This is a genomic window from Frondihabitans sp. PAMC 28766, assembly GCF_001577365.1.
GTDB lineage: Bacteria > Actinomycetota > Actinomycetes > Actinomycetales > Microbacteriaceae > Frondihabitans.
In genome coordinates this window covers 1,725,473-1,748,346 of the sequence record NZ_CP014513.1, presented here as the reverse complement: position 1 = coordinate 1,748,346, position 22,874 = coordinate 1,725,473, and the positions used below count along the sequence as shown (strand labels likewise).

The 22,874-nt window shown below is 68.9% G+C and carries 19 protein-coding genes; 5 read left to right on the top strand and 14 right to left on the bottom strand.

Translation table 11 applies throughout. The features are described 5' to 3' along the window. Nucleotides 1-15: 15 nt before the first annotated feature. Both AX769_RS08525 and AX769_RS23850 read left to right on the top strand, forming a co-directional pair. The gene (locus tag AX769_RS08525; protein WP_066278179.1) at nucleotides 16-1,752 is read left to right on the top strand and encodes a CocE/NonD family hydrolase; all 1,737 of its coding nucleotides are present in this window, start codon (nucleotides 16-18) and stop codon (nucleotides 1,750-1,752) included. 18 nt (nucleotides 1,753-1,770) lie between these two features. Continuing rightward, complete coding sequence (locus tag AX769_RS23850) at nucleotides 1,771-1,944, top strand: hypothetical protein (protein WP_157887526.1); 174 nt, start codon at nucleotides 1,771-1,773, stop codon at nucleotides 1,942-1,944. Here the strand turns inward: AX769_RS23850 and AX769_RS08520 are convergent. After that, nucleotides 1,916-3,139 (bottom strand): MFS transporter, encoded by a 1,224-nt coding sequence (locus tag AX769_RS08520; RefSeq protein ID WP_066278176.1) that lies wholly within the window; start codon nucleotides 3,137-3,139, stop codon nucleotides 1,916-1,918. The two genes, AX769_RS23850 and AX769_RS08520, sit on opposite strands and share 29 nt — an antisense overlap. A gap of 89 nt (nucleotides 3,140-3,228) precedes the next feature. Between AX769_RS08520 and AX769_RS08515 the strand changes: the two genes are divergently transcribed. Further along, complete coding sequence (locus tag AX769_RS08515; protein WP_066278174.1) at nucleotides 3,229-3,792, top strand: TetR/AcrR family transcriptional regulator; 564 nt, start codon at nucleotides 3,229-3,231, stop codon at nucleotides 3,790-3,792. Nucleotides 3,793-3,795: 3 nt separating this feature from the next. Here the strand turns inward: AX769_RS08515 and AX769_RS08510 are convergent, their stop codons facing one another. The 7 genes from AX769_RS08510 to AX769_RS08485 all read right to left on the bottom strand — a co-directional run bounded on the left by AX769_RS08510 (nucleotide 3,796) and on the right by AX769_RS08485 (nucleotide 12,977). Then, nucleotides 3,796-4,818, bottom strand: a complete 1,023-nt coding sequence (locus AX769_RS08510; protein WP_066278173.1) for a hypothetical protein — start codon at nucleotides 4,816-4,818, stop codon at nucleotides 3,796-3,798. Continuing rightward, nucleotides 4,815-5,900 (bottom strand): zinc-binding dehydrogenase, encoded by a 1,086-nt coding sequence (locus tag AX769_RS08505; RefSeq protein ID WP_066278167.1) that lies wholly within the window; start codon nucleotides 5,898-5,900, stop codon nucleotides 4,815-4,817. The genes AX769_RS08510 and AX769_RS08505 overlap by 4 nt, the downstream gene beginning before the upstream one ends. Nucleotides 5,901-5,997: 97 nt before the next feature. Beyond that, a complete protein-coding gene (locus AX769_RS08500) occupies nucleotides 5,998-9,303 on the bottom strand; it encodes a DUF5107 domain-containing protein (RefSeq protein WP_066278165.1) in 3,306 nt (1,101 codons plus the stop codon). Nucleotides 9,304-9,384: 81 nt separating this feature from the next. Next, on the bottom strand, nucleotides 9,385-10,401 hold the full coding sequence (locus AX769_RS08495; protein ID WP_066278160.1) for an ABC transporter permease: 1,017 nt from the start codon (nucleotides 10,399-10,401) through the stop codon (nucleotides 9,385-9,387). Between the two features lie 28 nt (nucleotides 10,402-10,429). Beyond that, nucleotides 10,430-11,971, bottom strand: a complete 1,542-nt coding sequence (locus AX769_RS08490) for a sugar ABC transporter ATP-binding protein (protein ID WP_204249348.1) — start codon at nucleotides 11,969-11,971, stop codon at nucleotides 10,430-10,432. Next, complete coding sequence (locus AX769_RS24685) at nucleotides 11,968-12,240, bottom strand: hypothetical protein (RefSeq protein ID WP_204249347.1); 273 nt, start codon at nucleotides 12,238-12,240, stop codon at nucleotides 11,968-11,970. Before AX769_RS24685 ends, AX769_RS08490 begins: the two co-directional genes overlap by 4 nt. Further along, nucleotides 12,189-12,977, bottom strand: coding sequence for a substrate-binding domain-containing protein (locus tag AX769_RS08485; RefSeq protein WP_204249346.1), 789 nt, complete (start codon nucleotides 12,975-12,977; stop codon nucleotides 12,189-12,191). Before AX769_RS08485 ends, AX769_RS24685 begins: the two co-directional genes overlap by 52 nt. Nucleotides 12,978-13,130: 153 nt before the next feature. Here AX769_RS08485 and AX769_RS08480 point away from each other — a divergent pair, with 153 nt between their 5' ends. Then, the gene (locus AX769_RS08480) at nucleotides 13,131-14,009 is read left to right on the top strand and encodes an AraC family transcriptional regulator (RefSeq protein ID WP_157887525.1); all 879 of its coding nucleotides are present in this window, start codon (nucleotides 13,131-13,133) and stop codon (nucleotides 14,007-14,009) included. Here AX769_RS08480 and AX769_RS08475 read toward each other — a convergent pair. The 3 genes from AX769_RS08475 to AX769_RS08465 form a co-directional block, all read right to left on the bottom strand. Further along, a complete protein-coding gene (locus tag AX769_RS08475; protein ID WP_066278155.1) occupies nucleotides 13,999-15,357 on the bottom strand; it encodes an MFS transporter in 1,359 nt (452 codons plus the stop codon). The two genes, AX769_RS08480 and AX769_RS08475, sit on opposite strands and share 11 nt — an antisense overlap. A 100-nt stretch (nucleotides 15,358-15,457) precedes the next feature. Then, nucleotides 15,458-16,945: a mannitol dehydrogenase family protein gene (locus AX769_RS08470; protein WP_066278153.1), complete on the bottom strand. Its 1,488-nt coding sequence runs from the start codon at nucleotides 16,943-16,945 to the stop codon at nucleotides 15,458-15,460. Nucleotides 16,946-17,172: 227 nt separating this feature from the next. Then, entirely contained in the window at nucleotides 17,173-17,961 is a 789-nt protein-coding gene (locus AX769_RS08465) for a DeoR/GlpR family DNA-binding transcription regulator (RefSeq protein WP_066278148.1), read from the bottom strand. A gap of 153 nt (nucleotides 17,962-18,114) precedes the next feature. On the opposite strand from AX769_RS08465, the gene AX769_RS08460 reads away from it, so the two are divergent. Next, nucleotides 18,115-19,461: an LLM class flavin-dependent oxidoreductase gene (locus tag AX769_RS08460; protein ID WP_066283347.1), complete on the top strand. Its 1,347-nt coding sequence runs from the start codon at nucleotides 18,115-18,117 to the stop codon at nucleotides 19,459-19,461. Nucleotides 19,462-19,539: 78 nt separating this feature from the next. On the opposite strand, the gene AX769_RS08455 is transcribed toward AX769_RS08460, so the two are convergent. From AX769_RS08455 to AX769_RS08445, 3 genes are all read right to left on the bottom strand, one after another. Then, the gene (locus AX769_RS08455; protein WP_066278146.1) at nucleotides 19,540-20,094 is read right to left on the bottom strand and encodes a hypothetical protein; all 555 of its coding nucleotides are present in this window, start codon (nucleotides 20,092-20,094) and stop codon (nucleotides 19,540-19,542) included. After that, nucleotides 20,091-20,423: a PadR family transcriptional regulator gene (locus AX769_RS08450; RefSeq protein ID WP_066278144.1), complete on the bottom strand. Its 333-nt coding sequence runs from the start codon at nucleotides 20,421-20,423 to the stop codon at nucleotides 20,091-20,093. Before AX769_RS08450 ends, AX769_RS08455 begins: the two co-directional genes overlap by 4 nt. Nucleotides 20,424-20,869: 446 nt before the next feature. Beyond that, on the bottom strand, nucleotides 20,870-22,840 hold the full coding sequence (locus tag AX769_RS08445) for an exo-alpha-sialidase (protein ID WP_082763610.1): 1,971 nt from the start codon (nucleotides 22,838-22,840) through the stop codon (nucleotides 20,870-20,872). Between the last annotated feature and the right edge of the window lie 34 nt (nucleotides 22,841-22,874).

Sequence of the window (22,874 nt, the reverse complement as noted above, 5' to 3'; positions counted from 1 at the left end):
CGAAAGGGGATCACCATGGGTGACGACCAGAAGATCTACATGCCGTCCGCACCGCTGCCGACGGACCGGACAGGGCTGCTGACCGCGTTCGAGCCAGGCACCCGCACGCTCGAGAAGGGCTCCAGGATCGCCCCGCAGTTCGCCTCCCTGCCCGTCGACATCGTCTTCGAGAAAGACGTCGCCGTGCAGCTGCGCGACGGCGTGACAGTGCACGTCGATGTGTTCCGCCCGGTCGGCACCGAGCCCGTCCCCGTGATCATGGCCTACAGCCCGTACGGCAAGGGCCAGGGCACCTCGGCGAGCGTGATGGGCATCTTCGGGATGGTGGGGCTCGACAACGCACGGGTCTCGGGCCTCGAGAAGTTCGAGGGCCCCGACCCCGCGTACTGGTGCGCCCGCGGCTATGCGATCTGCAACCCCGACATCCGCGGCGTCGTCGACTCCGACGGCGACAGCGTGCTCTGGGACCGCCAGGACGGCCGCGACGCCTACGACATCGTCGAGTGGCTCGCCGAGCAGAGCTGGTGCACGGGCAAGGTCGCGATGAGCGGCACCTCGTACCTCGCCGCGACCCAGTGGTTCGCCGCGGCCGAGCGCCCGCCGCACCTCGCTGCGATCAACCCGTGGGAGGGCATCAGCGACACCTACCGCGACCTCGTGATGCGCGGCGGGATGCCCGACACCGGGTTCGCCCGGCAGTTGCGCGACAACAGCTTCTTCGGCAGGAACCGTAAAGAGGACATCCTGGCCGAGGCCGACGTGCACCCGCTCGTCGACGAGCTGTGGGCCGACAAGATCCCGGCGCTCGAGAACATCACCGTGCCGGCCTACGTCGTCGCCAGCTATTCGAACACGCTGCACACCGCAGGCACCTTCCGCGGCTGGCGCCGCATCGCCTCGGCCGACAAGTGGCTACGCGTCCACAACAGCCAGGAGTGGCCCGACTACTACGACGAGGCCAACCGCGACGATCTCCGCCGCTTCTTCGACCGCTTTCTGCTCGGTGTCGACAACGGCTGGGAGACGACGCCGCGCGTCCGCTACTCGCTGCTCGACCTCGAGGGCGGCGACGAGACGGGCATCCCCGCCGATGCGTTCCCGCCCGCCGGCGTCGTGTCGACGAAGTTCTACCTCGACGCCCGCACGCGCACCCTCGCCCTCGACGCGCCGACCGACGACGCCACGGCCGGTTACACCGTCGACGCCAACCCCGATGCCGTCTCGTTCCTCGCCCGCTTCGACGACGAGACCGTGCTCGTCGGCTACCCGAAGGCGCACCTGTTCGTCGAGGCCGACGGCGCCGACGACCTCGACCTCTTCGTGCTGGTGCAGAAGCTCGACGCCCACGGCACCCCGCTGCAGGCGTTCACCACCCCCAACCAGAGCGCGGTCGCCCACGACATCACCGACCACGGCGCCTCGATTCTGCGGTACAAGGGCTCGGACGGCAGGATCCGGGTCTCCCTGAGGCATCTCGACCAGACCCTGTCGACCGACGACGTCCCCGCCCACACCTTCGACCGCTCGGAGAAGCTCGTGCCCGGCCAGGTCGCCGAGGTCGAGATCGACCTCCTGCCCCTCGGGCTGCGTTTTCACGCCGGCGAGCAGCTGCGCTTCGTCGTCTCGTCGCGCAACCTGCTCGGCACGATGATGCCCGGCATCCGCGAGTACACCGGCGCCAACGCCGGCCGCCACATCGTCCACACCGGCGGGGCGCGCGCCTCGTACCTGCAGCTACCCGTCCGTCACTGATCTCGAAAGAAGAGGCTCATGACCACCACGACAACCGCCACCGTCCGCCTCCGCGGCGCGGCCGACGACCAGGGCATCCTCACCCACGAGCTGTTCGCCGCCGCGGGCATCAGCGCCGCGCAGTTCGGCGGCTGGCTCGCGTCCGCCTTCGACCGCGAAGACGTCATGCCAGGCGAGGCGCGGACGGCCTGAGTTCGACGAGGCGAGCCCCGGTGGCGACCAGCACCAGGGCGACTTCGAAGGCGCCGTAGACGACGGCGGTCGGCTCGAGCCCGAATCGCTCGACGGCGAGACCGGCTGCGAGAGCCGGCACGCTGAACGCGACGTAGCTGACGATGTACATGGTCGCGAAGACCTGCCCGCGCTGCTCGGTCGGCGCAGCCCCACCCAGGGCGTTCACCGCGAACCGGAACGCGGCGCCGAAGCCCAGGCCCGCGATCGCCGACCCGATCACGTAGATCGGCAGAGCGCTCGTCAGCGTCGCGGCGATGGTGACGACGACGCCCACGAAGAGGGTCACGTACCCGAACCACTCGCGCAGCCGCTCGGGCAGGGCCGCCGAGACGACTGTGCCGGCCGTGCCCGCGGCGAAGAACGCCCCGAGGACGAGACCCACGACGAAGTGGCTGTGCACGCCGAGCACGCTGCCGACCACCGATGACCCGAGCGACAGGTACAGCCCGGCGAGCGCCCAGGTCGCGGCGATCGAGGGCACGAGGGCGAAGAAGACGGGGCGCACCGCCGGGGGCAGCCCGGCGCTCGGCAGCAGCGAGCGCGCGATCGACTGGCGCGGGGCGACGGGGCAGGCGCCGTCGGGGTCTCTGTCGTCGGGGCCTCTGCTGTCAGGAACGAGCCACACGAGGCCGGCGATCACCAGATAGACGACCCCCAGCACCCAGAAGACCAGCTGGCGGGGCAGCGGCGCGTACTCGACGAGGGCTCCGGCGAGCACCGCACCGACCGCGATGCCGAGCGACGGCACCGCGCTGCTGACGATCGACGCGAGTCTCGGGCTCGGCCCCGCCTCGAGGATCATCGCGGTGATCGTGCCCGTGGCGGCACCGACAGCGAAGCCCTGCACGATGCGGGCCGCGATCAGGCCGCCGGCGCCGTCGGCGACCACGAAGAGCAGCATTCCCACGGCGAGGAGGATCAGGGCGCCGGAGGCGACGGGGCGGCGGCCCACGCGATCGGAGAGCGAGCCGGCGGTCAGCAGGGCGACGAGCAGCGCGGCCACGTAGACGGCGAAGACGACCGTCAGGGTGAAGGCGGAGAAGCCCCACAGGCGCTGATAGACGGGGTAGAGAGGCGACGGCGCCGATGCGGCCGTCAGCGTCGCGGCGCCGGCGGCCCCGGCGACGACGAATGAGACTGGGCGAGACAACACGAGGACCTCCGTTATAAAGCAATTAATTTTGCTTTAATGACAGTAGTGAGATCGCGGCATAAAGCAAATCAATTTGCGATAATGGGGTCATGTCCCTTCATCCCGTCGTCAGCCGCCCCGGTGGGCGAAGCAGTCGCGTGCTCACCGCCGTCTACACGTCGGTCGGCGAGCTCGTGGGCGAGGGGGCCGACAAGATCACCTTCCCCGTCATCGCCGAGCGCGCCGGCGTCAACCCCACGACGCTCTACCGACGCTGGGGCGACGTCACCGACCTCCTCGAAGAGGTCGCCGTCGCCGCCCTCACGCGCGAAAGCGAGGCGGTGCCCGACACCGGGTCGCTCGAGGGCGACCTGACCGACTGGGCGATCGCCATCGCCCGCGACATCGCTCGCCCGCAGCGAGCCCGGTTTCTGCGGGCGATGGTGGCGGCGCGCATCGACATCGTCACGAGCTGCGCGGTGACGGACACCAGGCGAGAGCAAGCCTCTTTGATGGCGAGCCGCGCCGACGAACGCGGCGAGAAGTCGCCGACGGCGCAGCAGATACTCGATCACATCATCGCGCCGCTCTACTACCGCGTGATCTTCGCGCTCGAGCTCGACCCGGAGTACGCCCGCCAGCTCGTCGGCGACGTCCTGTCGATGGCGGGCTGACCGTCAGAGCTCGTCGAGAGCGTCGCCTTCAGAGGCCGAGGCGGCCGAGACCGTCCAGCCGATGGCGACGGCTGTCGACTCCCCCGGCATGAGCGTGACGAGGGGCCCGAGCAGTTCGAGCTCAACGAGATCGGCGGCAGGATGCAGGTCGCCCAGCTCGGCGATCGGCCCCGGCGTCGGGGTCTGCAGCCACACCTCGACCTGAGCCCCGCCGTCGGGGTAGGTCGCACCGGCGACCGGCGCCTGATGCAGCGAGATTCCCGCCCCGTCCGGGCCCGTGTACGACACGGTGCCCGGGACGTCGGCGAAGCCGCGCTTGGCGACGGCCGTCCCGACGGGCAGCCGCACGGCGCCGCCGTCGGCGCGGGTGTCGGCGGCACTGTCGGTCGTAGCGTCGACACTGCCGTACCAGGTGCCGAGGTCCAGGAGGCGACCACCACCTGCGACGGGGACGACGACGGCCGCTTCGGTGACGGGGCGACCGGATCCTGCGCTCGTGTCGACCTGGCAGACCTCCCAGATCGACCAGCGGACCGGGCGGGCGACGACGTTCGTGAACGCCGTCTCCTGCCGGAAGGACAGGCCGCCCGACGGGATCGTGAATCGTCGCGAGATGCGCAGGCCGCTGCGCGGGTCGTCGGGGCTCGTCATGGTGACGACAGCCGAGTCGCCCTCGGCCGAGGCCGTAAGGCTCCACGCGCCGGAGTCGAGCACCTGATCGGGCGGGCCGGCCCACTCGCCCTCGCCGCCCCAGCCCTGCGGGGCGGGCCACGTCTTCGAGCCGCCGACATTCGCCCACGTCGACATGGCGCCGTCGCCCCGGGGCCAGGTGTCGACGGCGATCGCCGGCTCGAGCGACGGTGTGACGAGCGCGGGGTTCTGCCAGAGGAGCTCGAGGCCGTCGACCTGCAAAGAGAGAAGGCGCGCGCCACGCGTCGGGGCGAAGACGAGCCGCAGCCGATCGGTCGTGACGACCGTCAGCGGCAGCTCGTCCGCCCCGCGCGTGTCGACGACGGGAGCCGTCACTCCTCGTCTCGCACGGGGGCCCCGGCGGGGATCAGCACGACCTTGCCGGTCGCCCCGGCAGCGGCGATCTTGTAGGCCTCGTCGGCGTCGAGCAGCGACAGGCGATGCGACACGACGATCTCGGGGCTGAGGTGGGCGTCCGCGATCAGCTTCGAAACGTCCTCCATGCCCTGCAGCGAGGTGACCCACGACGCGGTCAGCGTGACCTGCTTGTGCAGCAGCGAGTCGGAGACCTCGGTCTCGAGCTGGCCGCCCTCGCCGATGAACCCGACGCGGCCCCACTCGGCGACCGCGTCGACCGCGGTCGAGCGGCCGGGTGTCGACCCGGAGCAGTCGACCGTCACCTGGCAGCCGACGCCGTCGGTCAGCGCCAGGATGTTGTCGACCGCCGAATCGTCCGCCAACACGACGTCGTCGACCAGGCCGGTGGACTTCACGAACTCGATGCGCTCGGGGCTGCGCTCGACGCCGATGACGCGGCGGGCGCCGAGGAGGCGGCCGAGCATCGCAGCGGCCAGCCCGACCGGGCCGAGCCCGACGACCAGCAGGTCTTCGCCGCCGTGCAGGTTGGTGCGCTTGAGGCCCTCGTAGGCCGTGCCGAAGCCGCACGCGATGAGCGCGCCGTCGACGAAGCTGAGGCCGCCCGGCAGGGGGATGCAGGTCGACTCGTCGACGAGCACGTACTCGGCGTGGCCGCCGTCGCGCTGCCAGCCGTAGGAGGCCTTGTGGGTCTGGTCGGTGCAGCTGATGAAGTAGCCGGACCGGCAGTTGCGGCAGCGCCCGCAGCCCTGGATGTGATACACGATCACGTCGTCGCCGACACCGAACCGGACGAGCCCGGGGCCCGCCTTGACGATTCGCCCGCTGGGCTCGTGGCCGGCCACGACACCCTTGTAGGCGGGGGCGCCGTTGAGGCCGCGGTGGGTCTTGTAACCGTGGTAGATCAGGCCGAGGTCGCTTCCGCAGATGCCGGATGCGCCCACCTGGACGAGCACCTGGCCCGGGCCCGGCTCGGGGAGCGGGTACTCCTTGATCACTGCGGTGTCGTCACCGGGAAGGAACACTCCGTGCATGGTGGTCATAACGTCTCTTTCTTGTCTGTCGATCGGGTCCGTCGATCGGGTCCGTCGATCGGGTCCGTCGATCGGGTCCGTCGATCGGGTCTGTCGATCGGGTCTGTCAGTCGGCGAGGGCGTCGGGCCGCCGCGAGGTCAGGTGCTCGGCCAGGCTCGTGCGGAGTCCTCGAAGGCGCGCCACGCGGGCGTTGCGTTCGACCTCCGGGTCGTCGTGGAAGAGCAGCATGGTCGGCAGCGAGGTCGCGAAGTAGTCGATCTCGGCCGGTCGGACAGCCTCCTCGTCGATGAACCGCTCGAACGCGTCGAGCTCGGCCGCGGCTTCGCCCGCCCGCCCGAGCCTCTGCAGGGCCACGATCGACCAGGCGCTGCGCTCGGTGAACGCGGCGGTGGCCATGTCGGTGAAGTCTCCTCGGGCCCTGGCCGCAGTCTCCCATGCCTGGCGGGCATCGCCGTCGCGTCCTGCGGCTGCGTAGGCGTCACCCAGCGCAACGTGGAGGTCGGCGGTGGTCGCCAGCGGGTGGCGCGCCTCGCCCAGGCTCTCAGGCAGCACCATCGTGCGTTCGAGCGCGTCGACGGCCGTCGCCGAGTCGCCGGCCGCCAGTGCGTCGCGGGCGATGCCGAGAGCCGCGGCGTCCCAGGCGCCGAGCACGATGCCCTCGCCGCCCTCCCAGGGCTGGAACCGACGAGCGTGCAGCACGTCGCGAGCCTCGATCGGGCGGCCCACCTCGGTGAGGAGGCGCGCGCGTTCGACCGAGAGGTCGTCTCGGGCGCGCACGAGCTCGGGGTCGGCTTCGAGGCGCGCAAGTCGATCCGCGGCCTTTTCTTCCGTCCGTGCCGCGAGCTGGTCCGACTCGTAGAGCAGCCGGGCGTCGTCTGGCCGCGCGGATCGCGCCGCGGCGAAGTGCTCGAGGGCCGCGGAGGAGTCGTGCGTGTCGTTGTACGCGGCGACGCCGAGGTTGCGGTGCAAGAGGGCCTGGAGGGCCGGTACCGGTGCAGTCGCAAGGCCACGAGCCCAGGAGTCGATCGCCGCCGCCACCCGGCCCCGGTCGTAGTACCAGCTGCCGAGCATGGCGTGCGCGACGGCGATCGTCGGGTCGAATTCGGCGACGGCGACGAGCGCATCGACGTCGTCGAGGCGACTCGGCAGGGCGTGCACGGTATCCAGGGACGCCGCCTCGGCGACGGCCTTCCCAGCGGCATCGAGGTCTCCGCGGCCGAGCGCCGCCGCCGCCCGATGGAAGGCGGCGAGCGGGCCCACATTGACCTGTCCGAGAGGGCGTCGACTCGCCGCCGCCTGCGCGAGACCGAAGAGCTCGTCGGCCGTCGTGTCGTCGCCGACGGAGGCGTACTCGAGCGCGACGTCGATCAGGATCGTCGCGTCGTCGGTCACCGCAAGACCCGCGAGATGCCGGGCCCACTGGTCGAGAGGGTCGATGCGGAGAGTCTCCTCGAGCACGTCGCTCGCCTGGTCCGCGCGTTCGAGCCGACGCAAGAGCACGGTCAGGACGTCGCGCACCTGAAGGTTCTCGACATCCTGCCGGAGGGCCTGACGAGCATGGTCGAGGGCGACGAGAGGCTCGGCCCCAGCGAGGTCGCGGGCCAGAGCGAGGTGCGCGGGCACGGCGGTCGCCGCGTTCCAGGTGGCCTTCTCGAAGGCGCGGCGTGCCTCGCGAACGCGGCCGACCCGGCGGAGTGCGAGGCCGAGGCGATAGTGGGCTCGGCCCGACTCGGGGTTGGGAGCCCAGGCGGTTTCGCGCTCGATCGCAGTCTCGAAGAACGCAATCGCCTTCTCGTAGCGTGCCTCACCGTAGAGCAGGATGCCGAGCGCGACGTTCGAGCGCACGTCGCCCGGATCCCGTCGCAGGGCTTCCTGCCAATAGGGCCTCGGCGACCGGGTCGCGTGCCGGTACTGCTGCAGATACGTGGCGACGAAATGCAGCTCTTCGACGGTCGCGACCGCGGCCGGGCTCGGAGGCGCGACGGCGCTGGCAGGTGCGGCGTCGTCGCCCCGCTCGTGCCAGGCGTGCTCGACGAGCACGCTCGGGCCGTGCTCGACGCGCACCACGAGATCGCGGGCGCTGACGCCCTCCGGCACGACGACGTCGACGATCGCGGGCGAACCCGGGGCGATGTCGTGGGCCGACGAGTGCAGGATCCTGCCGCCCCCTTCGGTCAGGACGACACGGGCGCCGTCGGCGACGATCGAGGTGGAGACGCCGATGCGCACCGTGTTTATGTCGATGGCCTCGATGCGGACGGCCGCCTCGCGCGTGGCCTGGAGGGCCGGCCCGATCTCGGAGATCGGATACCAGAACTGGCTGAAGGTCTTCGTCTCGCCCGGCTCGAGGAAGGAGAAGTCGGGCTGGTTGTCGGTGAAGACGCCGGCCATGAGCTCGACGTAAGGGCCGTCCGTGTCGGTGAGGTTGGCGTCCCAGGCGTGGCCGAACGGGGCGTTGCCCCACGTCCACTGCTTCTTGCCGGGCGCGATCCCCCGATCGGCCCAGTGCACGAAGCCGGCTCGACGCGAGTGGTCGTAGCCGCCGAAGAACGCGTCGTCGGTGTCGGTCACCATGTACGAGGTCGGAACGGGGATGTTGCCGTACCAGTCGATCCGGTCGGCATCCGGGTGCTGCTCATCGACCCGCGCCGGGTAGTCGACGCCGTAGTAGTCGCCTGACACGGCCGGGAACGTCACGACGGCCCTCTTGGCGTGGTCGGCCACGTGGTGCACGTCGGTCGGGAAGAACGACTGATAGTGGTCGCCCACGGCTGCCGCGACGTTGGCCCACCACAGGAAGGTCTGACGCTCTTCAGAGCGATTGAACAGACGCACGCGAGCCTCGATCGCCGACGAGCCCGGCCGGAGGCGGATGCCGTGCATGCCCTTCATCCGGGCGAACGGGTCGTGGTCAGAGCACCAGACCGTGACGCTGCCGTCGGCCTCGCGCTCGATCGTCACGTCGGTCGGCAGGTAGGTCGCCGGGCGGTGGTGCTGCGGCCAGTTGAACTCGACCCCTCCGGCGATCCACGGCCCCGTGAGGCCGACGAGGGCCGGCTTGATCACGTTGTTGCGATAGAAGATGTCGTAGCCGACGGTCTTGTCGTACGCGACATGGATCCGGCCGCCGAGCTCGGGCAGGATGACGACGCGCATCCAGCGGTTCTCGAGGTGCACGGCCTCCCACGCGTGCGGGGCCTTCTCAGGCTCGATGCGCTCGTGGAACGGGAGGGGGAATACCTTGCCCGACGAGCCCTGGTAGACGCGGGTGTCGAGGAACTGCGGGTATTCGTCCGGCGCGCCGGGCTCGTAGGTGTCGATCACGAGGGGCTCGGACCAGCACGCGACAGGCAGCTCGGCCTGGTCGGCAGGGACGGGAGGGAGGTCGATCTTCGACTCTTCAGTGAGCATTGTCTAACCGTAGATAGGGGCGGAGCCGGGCGGAATCGCTGTTCCGCCGACAAACCTGGACGAAAGTGTGAATGGCGCGTGTCACGTCGCGTCTCTCGCCCCGCGCCTCGACAGCACGAGGTTGATCAGAACGGCGCCGACGATCACGATGCCGCTGACGACGTTCTGGAAGAACGGGTTCACGCCGAGCAGGATCAGGCCGTTGCCGATGATCGCGATGAAGAAGACGCCGAGGAGGGTGCCCAGCATCGAGCCGCGACCACCCGCCAGCGACGTCCCACCGACCACGACGGCCGCGATGACGTCGAACTCGAGACCGTCCGCGGCAGTCGCGTTGCCACCGGTCAGACGCCCGGCCGTGATGATGCCGACGACGGCCGACAGGAGGCCGGTGCCCACGAAGACGAGCACGCGCACCCGGGCGACCTTGATGCCGCTGAGCATCGCGGCCTTGGCGTTGCCACCGACGGCGAAGACCGACCGGCCGAAGCTGGTGCGGCGCGAGATGAAGAGGTAGAGCGCGAACAGGACGAACATGATCACGGCGCTGACGGGGAAGCCGCCGGGCAGCGCGCCGCCGATGAAGTCCATGAACCTGTTGTCGGCGATCGGCACGGGCAGGGCGTTCGTCAAGAACTCCGCCTGGCCCCGTAGCGCCAGCCAGAGGCCGAGGGTCACGACGAAGGACGGAACACCGAAGTGGGCACGGAGCCAACCGGCGAACGCGCCGACCAGGCCGCCGCCGACGAGCGTCACGACGAGCGCGACACCGAGACCGAGGTGCCAGGGGCCAGCCATCTCGGCCAGCATGACCGACCAGAAGGCCACAGCGGGGCCGACGCTGATGTCGATCTCGCCCGCGACGATGACGAGGGTGCCTGCCCAGGCGATGATGCCGACGTCGGCCGCCGACTGCAGGATGCTGTAGAAGTTGCGGACGCTGCCGAAGTGCGGCGCCGTGATCGACAGGACGATGCACAGGATGACGATCGCGACGACGAGGCCGACGATGTTGAGGACCTGGGGGCTGAGCGAGAGCGAGCGGGAGCGCCCGCCACCGGGCGGCCGCGACTGGGTGGTGCTGAGTGAGGTGTCCATGGTGTGTTCCTTCCGACCGAGCCGGGGCTCAGTGTTCCGCCATTGCGGCTGCTAGCAGGGAGTCGGACGAGATGCCGGGGGCGGTGACCTCCTGGACGATCTCGCCTCCTCGGAGGATGACGACGCGGTCGCAGACCGCCGGCAGCTCTTCGATCTCGCTCGAGACGAAGACGATGCTGCGGCCGGCCGCGGCGAGCTCTCGTACGAGGGCGTAGATCTGCGCCTTGGCTTCGACGTCGACGCCTCGCGTGGGCTCGTCGAGCAGCAGGATGCGGCTGTCGGCGTGGAGCCATCGGCCGATGACGGCCTTCTGCTGGTTGCCGCCGCTCAGCGTCGAGATGTCGGAGTGCACCGAGGCGGTCTTGATCGACATCCGGGCGATCTGCTTCTCGGCCGATCGGCCGATGCCGGCCATCGAGAGGATCCCGGCGCGGCTCACCGACCGCCAGTCGGAGACGACGATGTTCTCGTCGATCCCGAGCTGAGGGAAGATGCCGTCCTCCTTGCGGTTCTCGGGCGTCAGGCCGACCCCCGCCTTCAGAGCGCGGGCGATCCCGGCACCGGCGATGTCGGTTCCATCGATCGTGATCGTGCCGGCCTGAGGGGCCGTGATGCCGGCGATGGCCTGCAGGATCTCGGTGCGCCCGGATCCGAGGACGCCAGCGATGCCCACGACCTCCCCGGCCCGCAGATCGAGGTCGATGCCCTTGACCTTCGGCTCGATCCGGAGACCTCGGATCGACGCGAGCACCGCGCCGTCCCCGGGCGGAGCCGTGTCGACGGGCGGCGACTCGGAGACCGCGTCGCCCAGCATCATCTCGACCACGTCGGCCGTCGTGAGATCCGTCAGCGGCCGGGTGTCGACGATGGCGCCGTCGCGCATCACCGAGGCGCTGGACGCGATGCGGCGGATCTCGTTCAGGCGGTGGCTGACGTAGATGACCGCCACGCCCTCGCCGGAGAGCTGCTTGACGACGTCGAGCACCCGATCGACCTCGCCCGAGGCCAGCGAGCTGGTCGGCTCGTCCAGGATCAGCAGTTTCAGGTCTTCGCGCAGGGCGCGGGCGATCTCGACGAGCTGCTGGTCGGCGATGCCGAGGTCGTCGACGACCGTCGACGGGTCGAGGTCGAGCCCCAGACGTGCGAGGGCCTTCGACGTCTCGCGGTCCATCAGGGCGAAGTCGACACCGAACCGCGTTCGGGGCCAACGGCCCATGAACATGTTCTCGGCGATCGACATCGAGCCGATCAGCGACAGCTCCTGGTAGACCGTGCGAACGCCGAGACGACGGGCCTGCTCGACGCCGCCGGAGCCGAGCACGGCCCCGTCGATCCTGACCTCGCCGGTGTCGGGCACCTCTGCGCCCGACAGGAGGCGGATCATCGTGGACTTGCCGGCGCCGTTCTTGCCGAGGAGGGCGCGCACCTCACCGGGGCGGACAGAGAAGTCCGTCGGGGTGAGGGCCCGCACCGCGAGATAGCTCTTCGAGGCGCCGACCACTTCGGCGACGAGCGCCGTCGTCGAGACGTCGCTGCCCGTGGTCAGTGAGCCCGCCTGCGCGTTGGTCACGGAGTGCCGTCAGGGTGAGCCGCGAGCCACTTCTTGCCGGCGGCCGAGCCGTCGTAGAGCACGATCGGAGCCTGCACGTCGGGGTTGCTCGGCTTCTTGACGCCGTCGACGGCCTTGATCGCCTGCGCGATCGCCAGCTTGCCGACCGACAGGCCCGAGATGTCGACCTCGGCCTTCAGCACCTTGCCGTCGACGAGGGCGTTGGCGATGTCGGTCGTCATGTCGCCGCCGAAGACGACGGTCTTGCCGACGTGCCCGGTGTTCTGCACCGCCTTGACGCCACCGATCGTGGCCCGCCCGACTCGCCGAAGAAGGCGGTCAGGTTCGGGTGGGCCGTGAGGATGTTGGTGGCCGTGTCGATCGACTTGGTCGGGTCGGTCGCCTGCTGGTTCGCGACGATCGAGTAGCCGGGCACCTTGGCCTTGAGCGCGGCCTCGAAGCCCTGGCGGCGCTGGATGCACACCTGCACGAACTCGCAGTTGAGCACGCCGATGGTCGGCTTGGTGATCTTGTTCGCGACGAAGTAATCGGCCGCGGCGTTGCCGAGGAGCTGGCCGAACTTCACCGGGTTGCCGACGATGTACGAGTAGACGTACTTCTTCGTGGCCGCCGAGGTGACGCAGGTGTTGTAGCAGATGACGGGGATCCCGGCCTGCGACGCCTGCCGGACGGCCGGGACCGAGCCGGTCTCGGACGACGCCGACAGCAGAAGCGCGTCGACCTGCGCCGACACGAACGTGTTGACGTAGGTGCTCTCTTTGGACGCATCGTCCTGAGCGTTCGACTCGAGCACCTTGACGCTCTTGCCGGCCGTCTTCGCGCCCTCCTGGGCGCCCTTCTGCACGCCGCCGTAGAACCCCTGCGTGTCGAGGTAGATGGCGCCGACCGTGATGTTCTTCTTGCTCGAGCCTCCGGAGGAGGAACCCGAGGCGCACCCGGTGGCGAGGAGCACGACGGCTCCGATGAGTGCGACGGCAGACAGCAGCCGCTTTTTCGTGAGATCCACTTTGACCTCTTCCTGACCGAGCCGAGGCCACAGTCGTTGTGTCACGACGATTCCGGACGGGATCGTGGGCCTAAACCTAGAAGCCGCCCCACGCGCCAAGAATGGCGAAACGGACGACAAACATGGACGATTCTCCGGCGGTAGTCTGGGGCGGTGAGTATTGCAGAGGGTTTCGAGCACCAACGGATGGTGGTCGTCCCGCCGCCCACGATCGACGCCGCCCTGCGGTTACCCATCACCCGTCGTCTGGTGGTCACCGCCTCCGGCTACTACCCCGAGGCCGAGAACCACGCCCGTACGCGCGAACGCGGGATCGACGAGAACATCGTGATCGTCTGCGTCTCGGGGTCGGGTTGGGCGCAGATCGGCGACGAGCACCTGCGTGTCGGCGCCTCGTCGGCCCTCGTCATCCCCGCGGGCGTGCCGCATCGATACGGCTCGTCGAAGGAGTCCGCATGGACGATCTGGTGGTGCCACGTGCGCGGCACGGATGCCCCCGAGCTCATCGAGGCCGTCGTCTCGTCGCGCGGCAACGGCTTCGCGATCCGCGACGCCGAGCGCGTGGTGCCCTTCGCGCAGAGCATCCTCGCCGAGCTCGAGCGCGACACGTCGCCGGCCCGGCTCGTGAGCGCAGCGGGGGCCGCCTGGAACCTGCTCACCCATGTCGCCACGGATGCGATCCTGCGCGAGAGGGGCGAGCCGGTCGAACGGGCGATCGCCTACCTTCGCGACACGCTCGAGACCGCCGTGCGCGTGCCCGAGCTCGCCTCGCTCGTCGGCGTCTCGCCATCGCACCTGAGCGCGCTCTTCAAGCGGGCCACAGGAGGCGGCGTGCTGGCCTACCAGACCGGCCTCCGCATTGCGCGGGCCCGACACCTGCTCGACACGACGTCGCTCTCGGTCACCGAGGTCGCGGCCGAGCTCGGGTACTCCGACCCGCTCTACTTCTCGCGGCTGTTCCGGCGGACGCAGGGGCAGAGCCCGCGCGACTACCGGCAGCGACCGCGGGGCGAGGCCAGCACTACCGGCTGAGGGCCGTTTCGGGCTCGAGGGCGGCACGGGCGGCGACACGGCGCTTCTCGCCCGGATCCTGCGGCACGCGCAGCAGAGTCAGGGTCAGCACCGTCGCCAGGAGGAAGAGGGCGGCATACACGAGCACGACGCCCGTGGTGCCCACCAGCGGGTCGAGCACGGTGAAGAGTGCCGGGCCGATGAAGGTGCACAGTCCCGCGGCGAGGCTGTAGATCGCAAAACCATTGCCCTTCTCCTTCTCGCCGGCCATCGACGTCATGACGGCCGTCAGCGGGATGAACCCCGCCTGGAAGGCTCCGAACAGGCCGCCGAAGAGGAAGCCCACCCAGATGGCCGACGGGAAGAGCGGCGGCACGAAGTAGATGCCCATGCCCATCACAGCGCAGCCGACCCCGCCGATCCAGGCGATGGTACGGCGCCAGCCGAACGTGTCGGCGAACCTGCCCATGAAAGGGTCGACGATGAGCCCGACGAGACCCATGATCGTGACGAGCAGGAGGTACTGCGACTGCGTCCAGCCGACCCGGTCGGTGAAGAACGCCGGCAGGAAGACGAAGAAGCCGAACATGGGCGCGTTGTTGATGATGCGGACCACGGCCGCGGCGGCGAGCCGAGGGCGTCGGCGAAGGATCGTGATGCCCGCGAGCAGCTGCTCGCCGATGGCCGTGGCCGAGCCGTCCTCCTCGATCCTGGCGATGGGGCGTCTGCCGTGCAGCTCGCGCACGACGAACGACCCGATCACCCCGCCGATGGCCACGATCACGAGCGACAGCCAGAGGGTTCCGAAGGCGCCGATCAGCGGGATCGTCACGGCGGCGATCGCCGACCCGAGCGTCGGGATGCCCGCCGTGTAGGCGAACCAGAACCAGCCGGAGGCGACACCCTGCTTCTCGGGCTTGGCCGCCAGCTGGATCCAGAGCAGGAACGAGTAGGCGAAGAACGGGTAGCCGAGACCACGCAGCCCGTAGAAGACGAAGATCAGCGGGGTCAGGTGCGACGGGATGGCGACCGCGAGGAAGAGCACCTCGAAGACGACCCAGATCACGGCGCCCACCCGCATGATGCGCCGTGGCCCGTAGCGCGTCGACAGGACCCCGGAGAGCCACGATCCGATGGTCACGAAGATGCCGTAGACCGAGATGATCGCCCCGGTCGTCGTCACTGTGAGGCCGCGGCCGGTCAGAAAGGGGGCGAGGTAGTTGGATTCGACGCCGTCGCCCACCAGGAAGAGCAGCACGGCGATGTAGCCGAAGATGAGAGGTCGGGGCAGGCCGATGAAGTACTTGGCCACCAGGGGGATCGGGGCGGCTGTGCGTGTCGATTCGAGAGTCGACTCTTCGTTGAGCATGTATCGATCGTAGGAAGCGGACCTGCGCGCCGGAATCGTCGAACCGACGGAATGCCTGGACGATTCGACGATCGGCGTGCTGCGCTGAGGGGCTCGGACCCTATTCGACGGCGAGCGCCTCGGCGAGCGCAGCCTGCGCACTGTCGCCGTGGAGCGTCGCGAGCGCCCGCCGATATGCCTCGACGAAGCGCGGCTCGTCGACCAGGTCGCCGAAGACCTCGCGGTTGCGGAGGAAGGCGAGGTCGTCGTCGCGATTCTTCGAGGCGGCCTCCATCAGCTCGACGCGCAGCTGGTCGACCACCTCGATCGGCGCGCCCTTCTCGTCGACGGCCTCGTCGTAGCGGGCCCAGGAGGCGACGACCGCGGCCGAGAGGGTGAGCGGGCCGCCGGTCTCGAGGTTCTTGCGGACGACGGGAAGCAGCCACTTCGGGATCCTGTCGGAGGACTCCGCAGCCAAGCGCGCAAGGGTGTCGCGGATCGCGGGGTTGCCGAAGCGCTCCATCAGGGTCGCCTTGTAGTCGTCGAGGTCGATGCCGGGCACCGGGTCGAGGGTCGGCGTCGCCTCCTCGTCCATGTATCGGCGCAGCAGCTCCGCGATCAGGGGGTCGGTGGACGCCTCGTGCGCGTAGGTGAACCCGGACAGGATGCCGAAGTACGCCATCCCCTGGTGCGATGCATTCAGCAGGCGCAGCTTCATGAGCTCGTACGGCACGACGTCGTCGACGACCTGCACACCGGCGTCCTGATACGGCGGGCGGCCCAGGGTGAAGTGGTCTTCGAGCACCCACTGCTCGAACGGCTCGGCCACGACGGGCCACGCGTCGTCGATGCCGAACTCGTCGTGCACCATCTGGCGGTCCGCGTCGAACGTCACCGGCGTGATCCTGTCGACCATCGAGTTGGGGAAGGCGACGTTGGCCTCGATCCAGGCGCCCAGCTCGGCGTCCTTGGCCGTGGCGAACGCGGTGATCGTCTGATTCGCAGTGTCGCCGTTGCCCTGGATGTTGTCGCACGACATCACGGTGAACGGGGCGACACCGGCGGTCCGGCGGCGGCGGAGGGCCTCGGTGACGAAGCCGAACATCGTCGTGGGCGCGGCGCCGACAGCCAGGTCGGCGACGATCGCAGGAGCGCTCAGCACGAACCTGCCCGTGACGTGGTCGATGTTGTAGCCACCCTCGGTGACGGTCAACGACACGATCCTGGTCGACGGCGAAGCCATCAGGGCGAGGACCTTCTCGGGGTCGTCGGGCGCGTAGAGGAAATCGTGGATCGACCCGATCACGTGCGGCTCGAGGGTGCCGTCGGGGTGCTTGAGCACGAGCGTGTAGAGGTGATCCTGCGCCGCCAGGACGTCGCGCATCTGGGCGTCGCGCGGCATGACGCCGATGCCGGTGATGCCCCAGTCGAGCGCCTTGCCCTCGTTCATCAAGTGGTCGACGTACATCGCCTGGTGCGCGCGATGGAAGTTGCCGAGGCCGAAGTGCACGATACCGGTCGTGACGGCGCTCCGGTCGTACGACGGAGTGGGCACTCGGATCTCGCCCAGGTCGGCCTCGTTGAGTGCGATGGCGGCGGTGTCGGTCATGTCGATTCGGGTCCTCACCGGTCGACGACCTGCCGTTGTGGCTGGATCGACGTCGACCTCGATTCATGGTGGCACGCGCCGAGCAAGGCCGAGGCATGCGGGGCACGACGAATTCTGACCGCCCGCGGTCACCGTGATCCTGATGCCCGTGGCCCCGACGCCTCTCGGTCAGGACCGGATTGACCGACCGGGTGCCTCGAAATGACCGCCGTGTGACCGCGAGGCGATCAGACGCGCACGAGGTGGGCGCCCGCCGAGGTGACCGCGTTCGCGGCGGACGAGGTCAGTTCGCGGCCCGTGATCAGCAGGTCGAAGTCGTCGACCTCGGCGAACCGCACGAAGGTGCGCGACGAGAACTTGTGGTGCGCGCCGACGAAGATGCGGCGCCGGGAGGCCTTCACTGCGGCGGCCTTGACGACGGCGACGGCAGGATCGGGGGTGCTCAGGCCGTAGTCCACCGAGACTCCGTTGGCGCCCACGAAGGCCAGGTCGATGTTGAAGGTGCGCAGCATGTCGGCGGCCCAGTGGTCGACGACGCCGAGGGTGTTGGCGCGCACCCGGCCGCCCAGCAGGATGACCTGGACGTCGGTGCGCGGCACGAGGATGTCGACCACGGGAAGGGACGACGTGACGACCGTCAGCGGCTCGCCCTCGGGCAGGCGCGCAGCGACGAGCTGCGTCTGGAAGCCCTCGTCGAGGAAGACCGTGCGGGCGTCGCCGAGGTGCTCAACGGCGTGCGTCGCGATCCGGGCCTTCTCGTCGGCGTTGTTCGTCGACCGGAATGCCAGTGCGGTCTCGTACGAACCGCTCTCGATCGGATGCGCGACGCCGTGGCCGCGGCGGATCAGCCCCTGCTCTTCGAGGGAGCGCATGTCGCGGCGGATCGTCTCGAGCGACGCACCGGTGTGCTTTGCGGCCTCCGTCGCCTCGAGCCCGCCGCGTTCACGGATCAGTCGGAGGAGCACCAGCTGCCGCTCGCGTTTCGACGCACTGAAACCCTCGATGGTGAAAGTCATGAGCGCGATCGTACGGGGTGGGCCCGGCCCACCGGCCGTTCGCTCGAGGCGGCGACGACGCCTCTTTATGACGCGATGAGACGAATCCGCACCGTTTCGTTTGACCGAAGTCTCGACCTCGGCGATTCTCGGAAGCGAGCAAGAGGGATGCCCATGACGAAACAGCTCCACATCGGTGCCGCCTACCACGGGGTCGGCGGCCCCGGCCAGTACACGCTGTGGGCCGACCCCGAGCTCGAACCCGACTCCGGGCTGCGCGTCGAGAAGTACGTCGAGTGGGCGCACATCGCCGAAGACGCGAAGCTCGACTTCTTCTTCATCGCCGACAGCACCTACATCACCCCCGATTCGCCGCCGCACTATCTGGCCCGGCTCGAACCGCTCACGCTGCTGAGCGCGGTGGCGATGGTGACGACGCACATCGGCCTGGTCGGCACGGTGTCGTCGTCGTACAACTCGCCGTTCAACGTCGCGAGGCGCTTCGCCTCCCTGGATCTCATCAGCCACGGCCGAGCGGGTTGGAACGTCGTCACGACGCAGGACGAGGGGACGGCCGGCAACTACGGGCGCAGACAGCACTACGACTACACCGAGCGCTACGGCCGCGCCCACGAGATCGTCGGAGTCGTGCAGGATCTCTGGGACTCCTACGAGGACGACGCCTTCCCCTACGACCGCGAGACCGGGCAGTTCGTCGACGTCTCGAAGCTGCACGAGGTCGACCACCACGGGCAGTACTTCGACGTCGAGGGCGCACTGAACATCACGCGCTCGCGCCAGGGCCAACCGGTGATCTTCCAGGCCGGCAACTCGGAGGAGGGCCGTGACCTCGGGGCGGAGACGGCCGAGGCGATCTTCACCTTCGCGCCCTCGCTCGAGGCGGCGAAAGCGTTCTACTCCGACATCAAGACACGGGCGGTCGCGGCCGGTCGACGTGCCGACGACATCCTGATCCTGCCCGGCATCAACCCGATCATCGGCGACACCGTCGAGGAGGCTCGGGAGCGCGAGCGCGCCATCGATGCGGCAAAGCCGTTCGACCGCCAGGTCGCCGCGTTCAGCCGCTCGTTCGGCTGGCACGACTTCACCCGGTACGACTACGACGCGCCCTTCCCCGACCTCGGCGACCTGGGCGAGCTCAGCGGCCGCACCCGCTCGCGCACCATCAAGGACTACGCGGCGTCCAGCGGCCTGACCCTGCGGCAGACCGTGATCCACTTCACGGCGTCGCCGCCGTCGCCGTTCGTCGGCACCGCCGAGACCGTGGCCGACACCCTCGAAAAGTGGCTCGTCGAGGGCGGCCTCGACGGCATCATCCTTCTGCAGAACCTGCCGAGCGACTTCCACCGCTTCGCCGACGAGGTCATCCCCCTCCTGCAGGATCGCGGGCTCTTCCGTCGCGAATACGAGTCCAGCACCCTGCGTGGCAACCTCGGGCTCGACGTGCCCGAGAACCGGCACGCGCAGGCCGCTCAGGCACGCGTTCACGCGCTCGGCTGATCGACCGAGGCGATCCGTCGCGCCCGTCACCTCCGCTACGTGACCTTCACAACCAGCGGTCGAGGCTTGCTCCGCTCCCTATGCGGCCGGATACCAGTTGCGACGGGCGCCGCGGACGGCGAACACGATTCCTTCGACGGGGAAGACGAGATACGCGATCAGGAGAGCGACGTGGGAGCCGCTCACGTGCACGGATGCCAGGATCAGCGAAAGCACCACGGCCAGGATCGCCACGACGATCGGGACGAGCCACGCGGTCAGCTTCTCTCGACGCGTCCACGCACGGGAGGCGCTGATCCAAGCGAGTCCGACGACGGCGCCGACGAACGGCACAACGATGGATCCTGCGATCAGGATGACCACTGCCGCGATCGAGGAGGCACGGCCAGGCGCGGCGGGTGTCGCTGCTCCACGGCCCGACTGCTCCGGGGTCGCCGCTCGGGCCTCCGCAGCGATGAAGGCGGGGTCGCCGAGGTCGTCGATACGGGCGCTCGCTCCGGCGGGATCCAGGCCGAGGAGCTCCTCTCGGATCCCGGCGACGATGTCGTCCCGGACGTCGGGGGCGACGTCGCTCAGTTCTCTCTCGAGCCTGGTCAGGTAGTCGGTGACGTTGTTCGGGGTGGTGTCGTTCATGAGTCGTCCTCTCCGACGAGTCGTTCCACGGTAGAGCTGAATGGCGCCCACTGCTGGCGGAAGGCGTGGAGCTGGTCGGTCCCGGCTCCGGTCAAGCGGTAGTACTTCCGGACGGGGCCGGCGGCGGAAGCCTCGTCGTACGCGGTGGCGAGGCCTTGACTTCGGAGTCGCGACAGGATCGGGTAGAGCGTGCCGATGCTCGCGATCATCCCCGATGAGACGAGTTGCTCCGACAGCTGCCAGCCGTACATGGGCTGGCGCGCGAGCAACCCGAGCACGCAGTACTCGACCACTCCCTTTCGCAGTTGCGAGCCCACATCAGCAGTCATGCATTACAAGATAGCTTGCGATGCAAGCTACCGCAACAGTCGCCCCGCACCACTTTGTGGACAGAGTGTTCTAGGGTTGTGGTGCCGCACTGAGCGGTGAGTCGTCGCGTGTGGATTGGGGTTCCCGCGACGGATTCGGGTAAAGGGTCCCGGCCGAATTTTGGGTAATCCGCGCCGGGGCCCGTCCCGGCGACCTTGGATCATAACCGTCGAGGTCGACTCCCGACCAGGCGACGTGGTCGGAACGGAATTGCGGGTTCTCGTCAGTACAGGTCCGCATGCGGGCACCCCCTTGGCGGCTGACTTCCACCACGACAGGGAGACGACCACGACTGTCCCACCGATCCGTCACGACATTCTCACGCCAGTCGGCGCTCGGCGGGATGGACGTTTTCACCAGAGGCAAGCCTCGGGTGATCGATCGGACGATCAGACCCTGTCGGTTCTCACCTGTAGACCGCGGCGCTTTGGATGGTGCCGGAGAATTGCCATCGGGTTCCGACGGCGGCGACGTTCGCACCGAGGGTGAGGTTCGTCAGTTCGGGTACCGCGGAGAAGAATGCCCCTGATGTCGCAGTACCGATGATGGTGCCGTCCAGCCCGATCGTGGTGCTGCTCGCGCTGCTGGTGACTGTCAGCGTGTGGAGTCGACCATCGTTGACGGGCGTTGTGGTGGAGATCCGCACCGGGTAGGTGCTTGTTGCCGTCCGCACCTCGACGTAGGGGGCACCGCTGTTGAGGGACACGACGAGATCCTGGTCGTTACTGGTCGTGTTCGCCGCCGAGAGCAGGGTCGCGGCCGCCGCACTCTGCGTCGTGCTGAACGTGATTGCAATGGTGCCGCCGCTCAACCCGCTGACGGAGGCGAGGCCCGAAGATTCATCCGACGCGTGCACGCCGTCAGCCGTGAGGGGTCCTGTCGTCGACCACACCGGAGATGCGACGAGTGCGGTGACCGGCACCACACCTTGCGATTGGCCGGAGCGCGATCTGTATGTGACGGGGAGCGCCAGGATCCCGGTGCTCGCGCTACTGCTCAGCGTGACCGGCACCGGGATGGTGAGGCTCCAGCCGGGCTGAAGAGCTGGGACGGAGACGGGCCGGGTGGTCCAGCCGGTCGGGGGCGTGATGGCCACTGTGCCGGCCGCGAGCGCTGCCGCTCCGGTGTCGGTCAGCGTGACCGGGACACTTGTGCTCGACTGGGAGACCGTCGCCGCGGCCGCGCCTCCGGAGAGCTCTCCGCACGCGCCATTCACCCACGTGGCGCTGAAGGACGCGTAAGTCATCTCCGTGTAGTTGTTGCGTTCGTAGAGCAGGCCGAACCGGCCGTCTGGCAGATTCGTGAGTGTGGAGTACCCGGCGGATCCTGGTTCGACCACCCGTGTCACGGGCCAGGTCTTGCCGTTGTCGCAGGAGAGCTTGACGACGAGGTTGCTTCGGGTCGAGGTGCTGTCGTTGTTACTCTCGAGCAGCCACTGCGACTGGGGGTTCTGAGCCGAGGCCGTGGGCGCGTAGCGGATGATGGAGCCGTTGTCGCTCGGATCCGGCAGGTCGGAGTTCGCGACCGGGGTGCTGTATGTTTCACCACCGTCGGTCGACGTTGCCAGGAGGCGGTTCGGTGCGTCCCTGACGTCGAGCAGTACGTTGCCGTTCGCGAGCTGCACCGTCTTGTTCTCGTTCATCCCGGGGCCGACCAGTGCGCCCATCTTCCAGGACGCACCGTTGTCGTCGCTGTACGCGCTGGCCGCGTATTCGCCTCCGTCGTATCCGACGACGTACTGCTGCACGAGCCGGCCGGCGTGCTCACCGGTGGTCAGCTGGATGCCCTCACCGGACGCGGCGAAGATGCCGTTCCAGGCGGGATCCTTGATCTGGCTGGTGATGACTTCGTTCTTCCAGGTGGCGCCGTTGTCATCGGAGTAGCTGACGTCGGCCTGCAGGATGTTCGGATCGGTATCGCTGTTTCCCGTGGCCGAGCCGCTGTAACCCTCGTTCACGCTGGCCGCGTAGAAGAGGAAGATCCGTCCGGTCGTGTGATCGACGAGCAGGCTGGGGTCGCTGAAGCCGTCCGGCGCCGGGCTGCTGCGCACCACCTGGGTCGGACCCCAGGTCTTACCGTCGTCGTGGCTGCGGCGGACGACGAGCGACATGTTGCTCGGAAGGTCGTCTCCGGTCGGGCGGGGGTCGTAGGCGGCAATGGTGGTGCCGCGGTTTGTGACGGCGAGCGCGGGGGTGCGCACGTAGGGATCCTGCGTCGTCCCTGCGGCGAGGTCCTGCTTCTTCACTGCAGTGCTCGAGACGCTCTGCGGAGCCTTCTGCGAAGTCGCCTGCGATGTGGTCGCCGCGTTAGCCGTTGTCGGCAGGGCGAGAGCCAGCGTTGCCGCCAGCCCGAGGCCCAGCCATCCGATCCTGCGCATGAATTCTCCTTCGAAAGACGTGCTTGTAGGGATG

Coding starts and splice junctions, on each gene's coding strand:
- AX769_RS08525 (WP_066278179.1), top strand. CDS start 16: ATGGGTGACGACCAGAAGATCTACATGCCGTCCGCACCGCTGCCGACG.
- AX769_RS23850 (WP_157887526.1), top strand. CDS start 1,771: ATGACCACCACGACAACCGCCACCGTCCGCCTCCGCGGCGCGGCCGAC.
- AX769_RS08515 (WP_066278174.1), top strand. CDS start 3,229: ATGTCCCTTCATCCCGTCGTCAGCCGCCCCGGTGGGCGAAGCAGTCGC.
- AX769_RS08505 (WP_066278167.1), bottom strand. CDS start 5,900: ATGACCACCATGCACGGAGTGTTCCTTCCCGGTGACGACACCGCAGTG.
- AX769_RS08500 (WP_066278165.1), bottom strand. CDS start 9,303: ATGCTCACTGAAGAGTCGAAGATCGACCTCCCTCCCGTCCCTGCCGAC.
- AX769_RS08495 (WP_066278160.1), bottom strand. CDS start 10,401: ATGGACACCTCACTCAGCACCACCCAGTCGCGGCCGCCCGGTGGCGGG.
- AX769_RS08475 (WP_066278155.1), bottom strand. CDS start 15,357: ATGCTCAACGAAGAGTCGACTCTCGAATCGACACGCACAGCCGCCCCG.
- AX769_RS08470 (WP_066278153.1), bottom strand. CDS start 16,945: ATGACCGACACCGCCGCCATCGCACTCAACGAGGCCGACCTGGGCGAG.
- AX769_RS08465 (WP_066278148.1), bottom strand. CDS start 17,961: ATGACTTTCACCATCGAGGGTTTCAGTGCGTCGAAACGCGAGCGGCAG.
- AX769_RS08460 (WP_066283347.1), top strand. CDS start 18,115: ATGACGAAACAGCTCCACATCGGTGCCGCCTACCACGGGGTCGGCGGC.
- AX769_RS08455 (WP_066278146.1), bottom strand. CDS start 20,094: ATGAACGACACCACCCCGAACAACGTCACCGACTACCTGACCAGGCTC.
- AX769_RS08450 (WP_066278144.1), bottom strand. CDS start 20,423: ATGACTGCTGATGTGGGCTCGCAACTGCGAAAGGGAGTGGTCGAGTAC.
- AX769_RS08445 (WP_082763610.1), bottom strand. CDS start 22,840: ATGCGCAGGATCGGATGGCTGGGCCTCGGGCTGGCGGCAACGCTGGCT.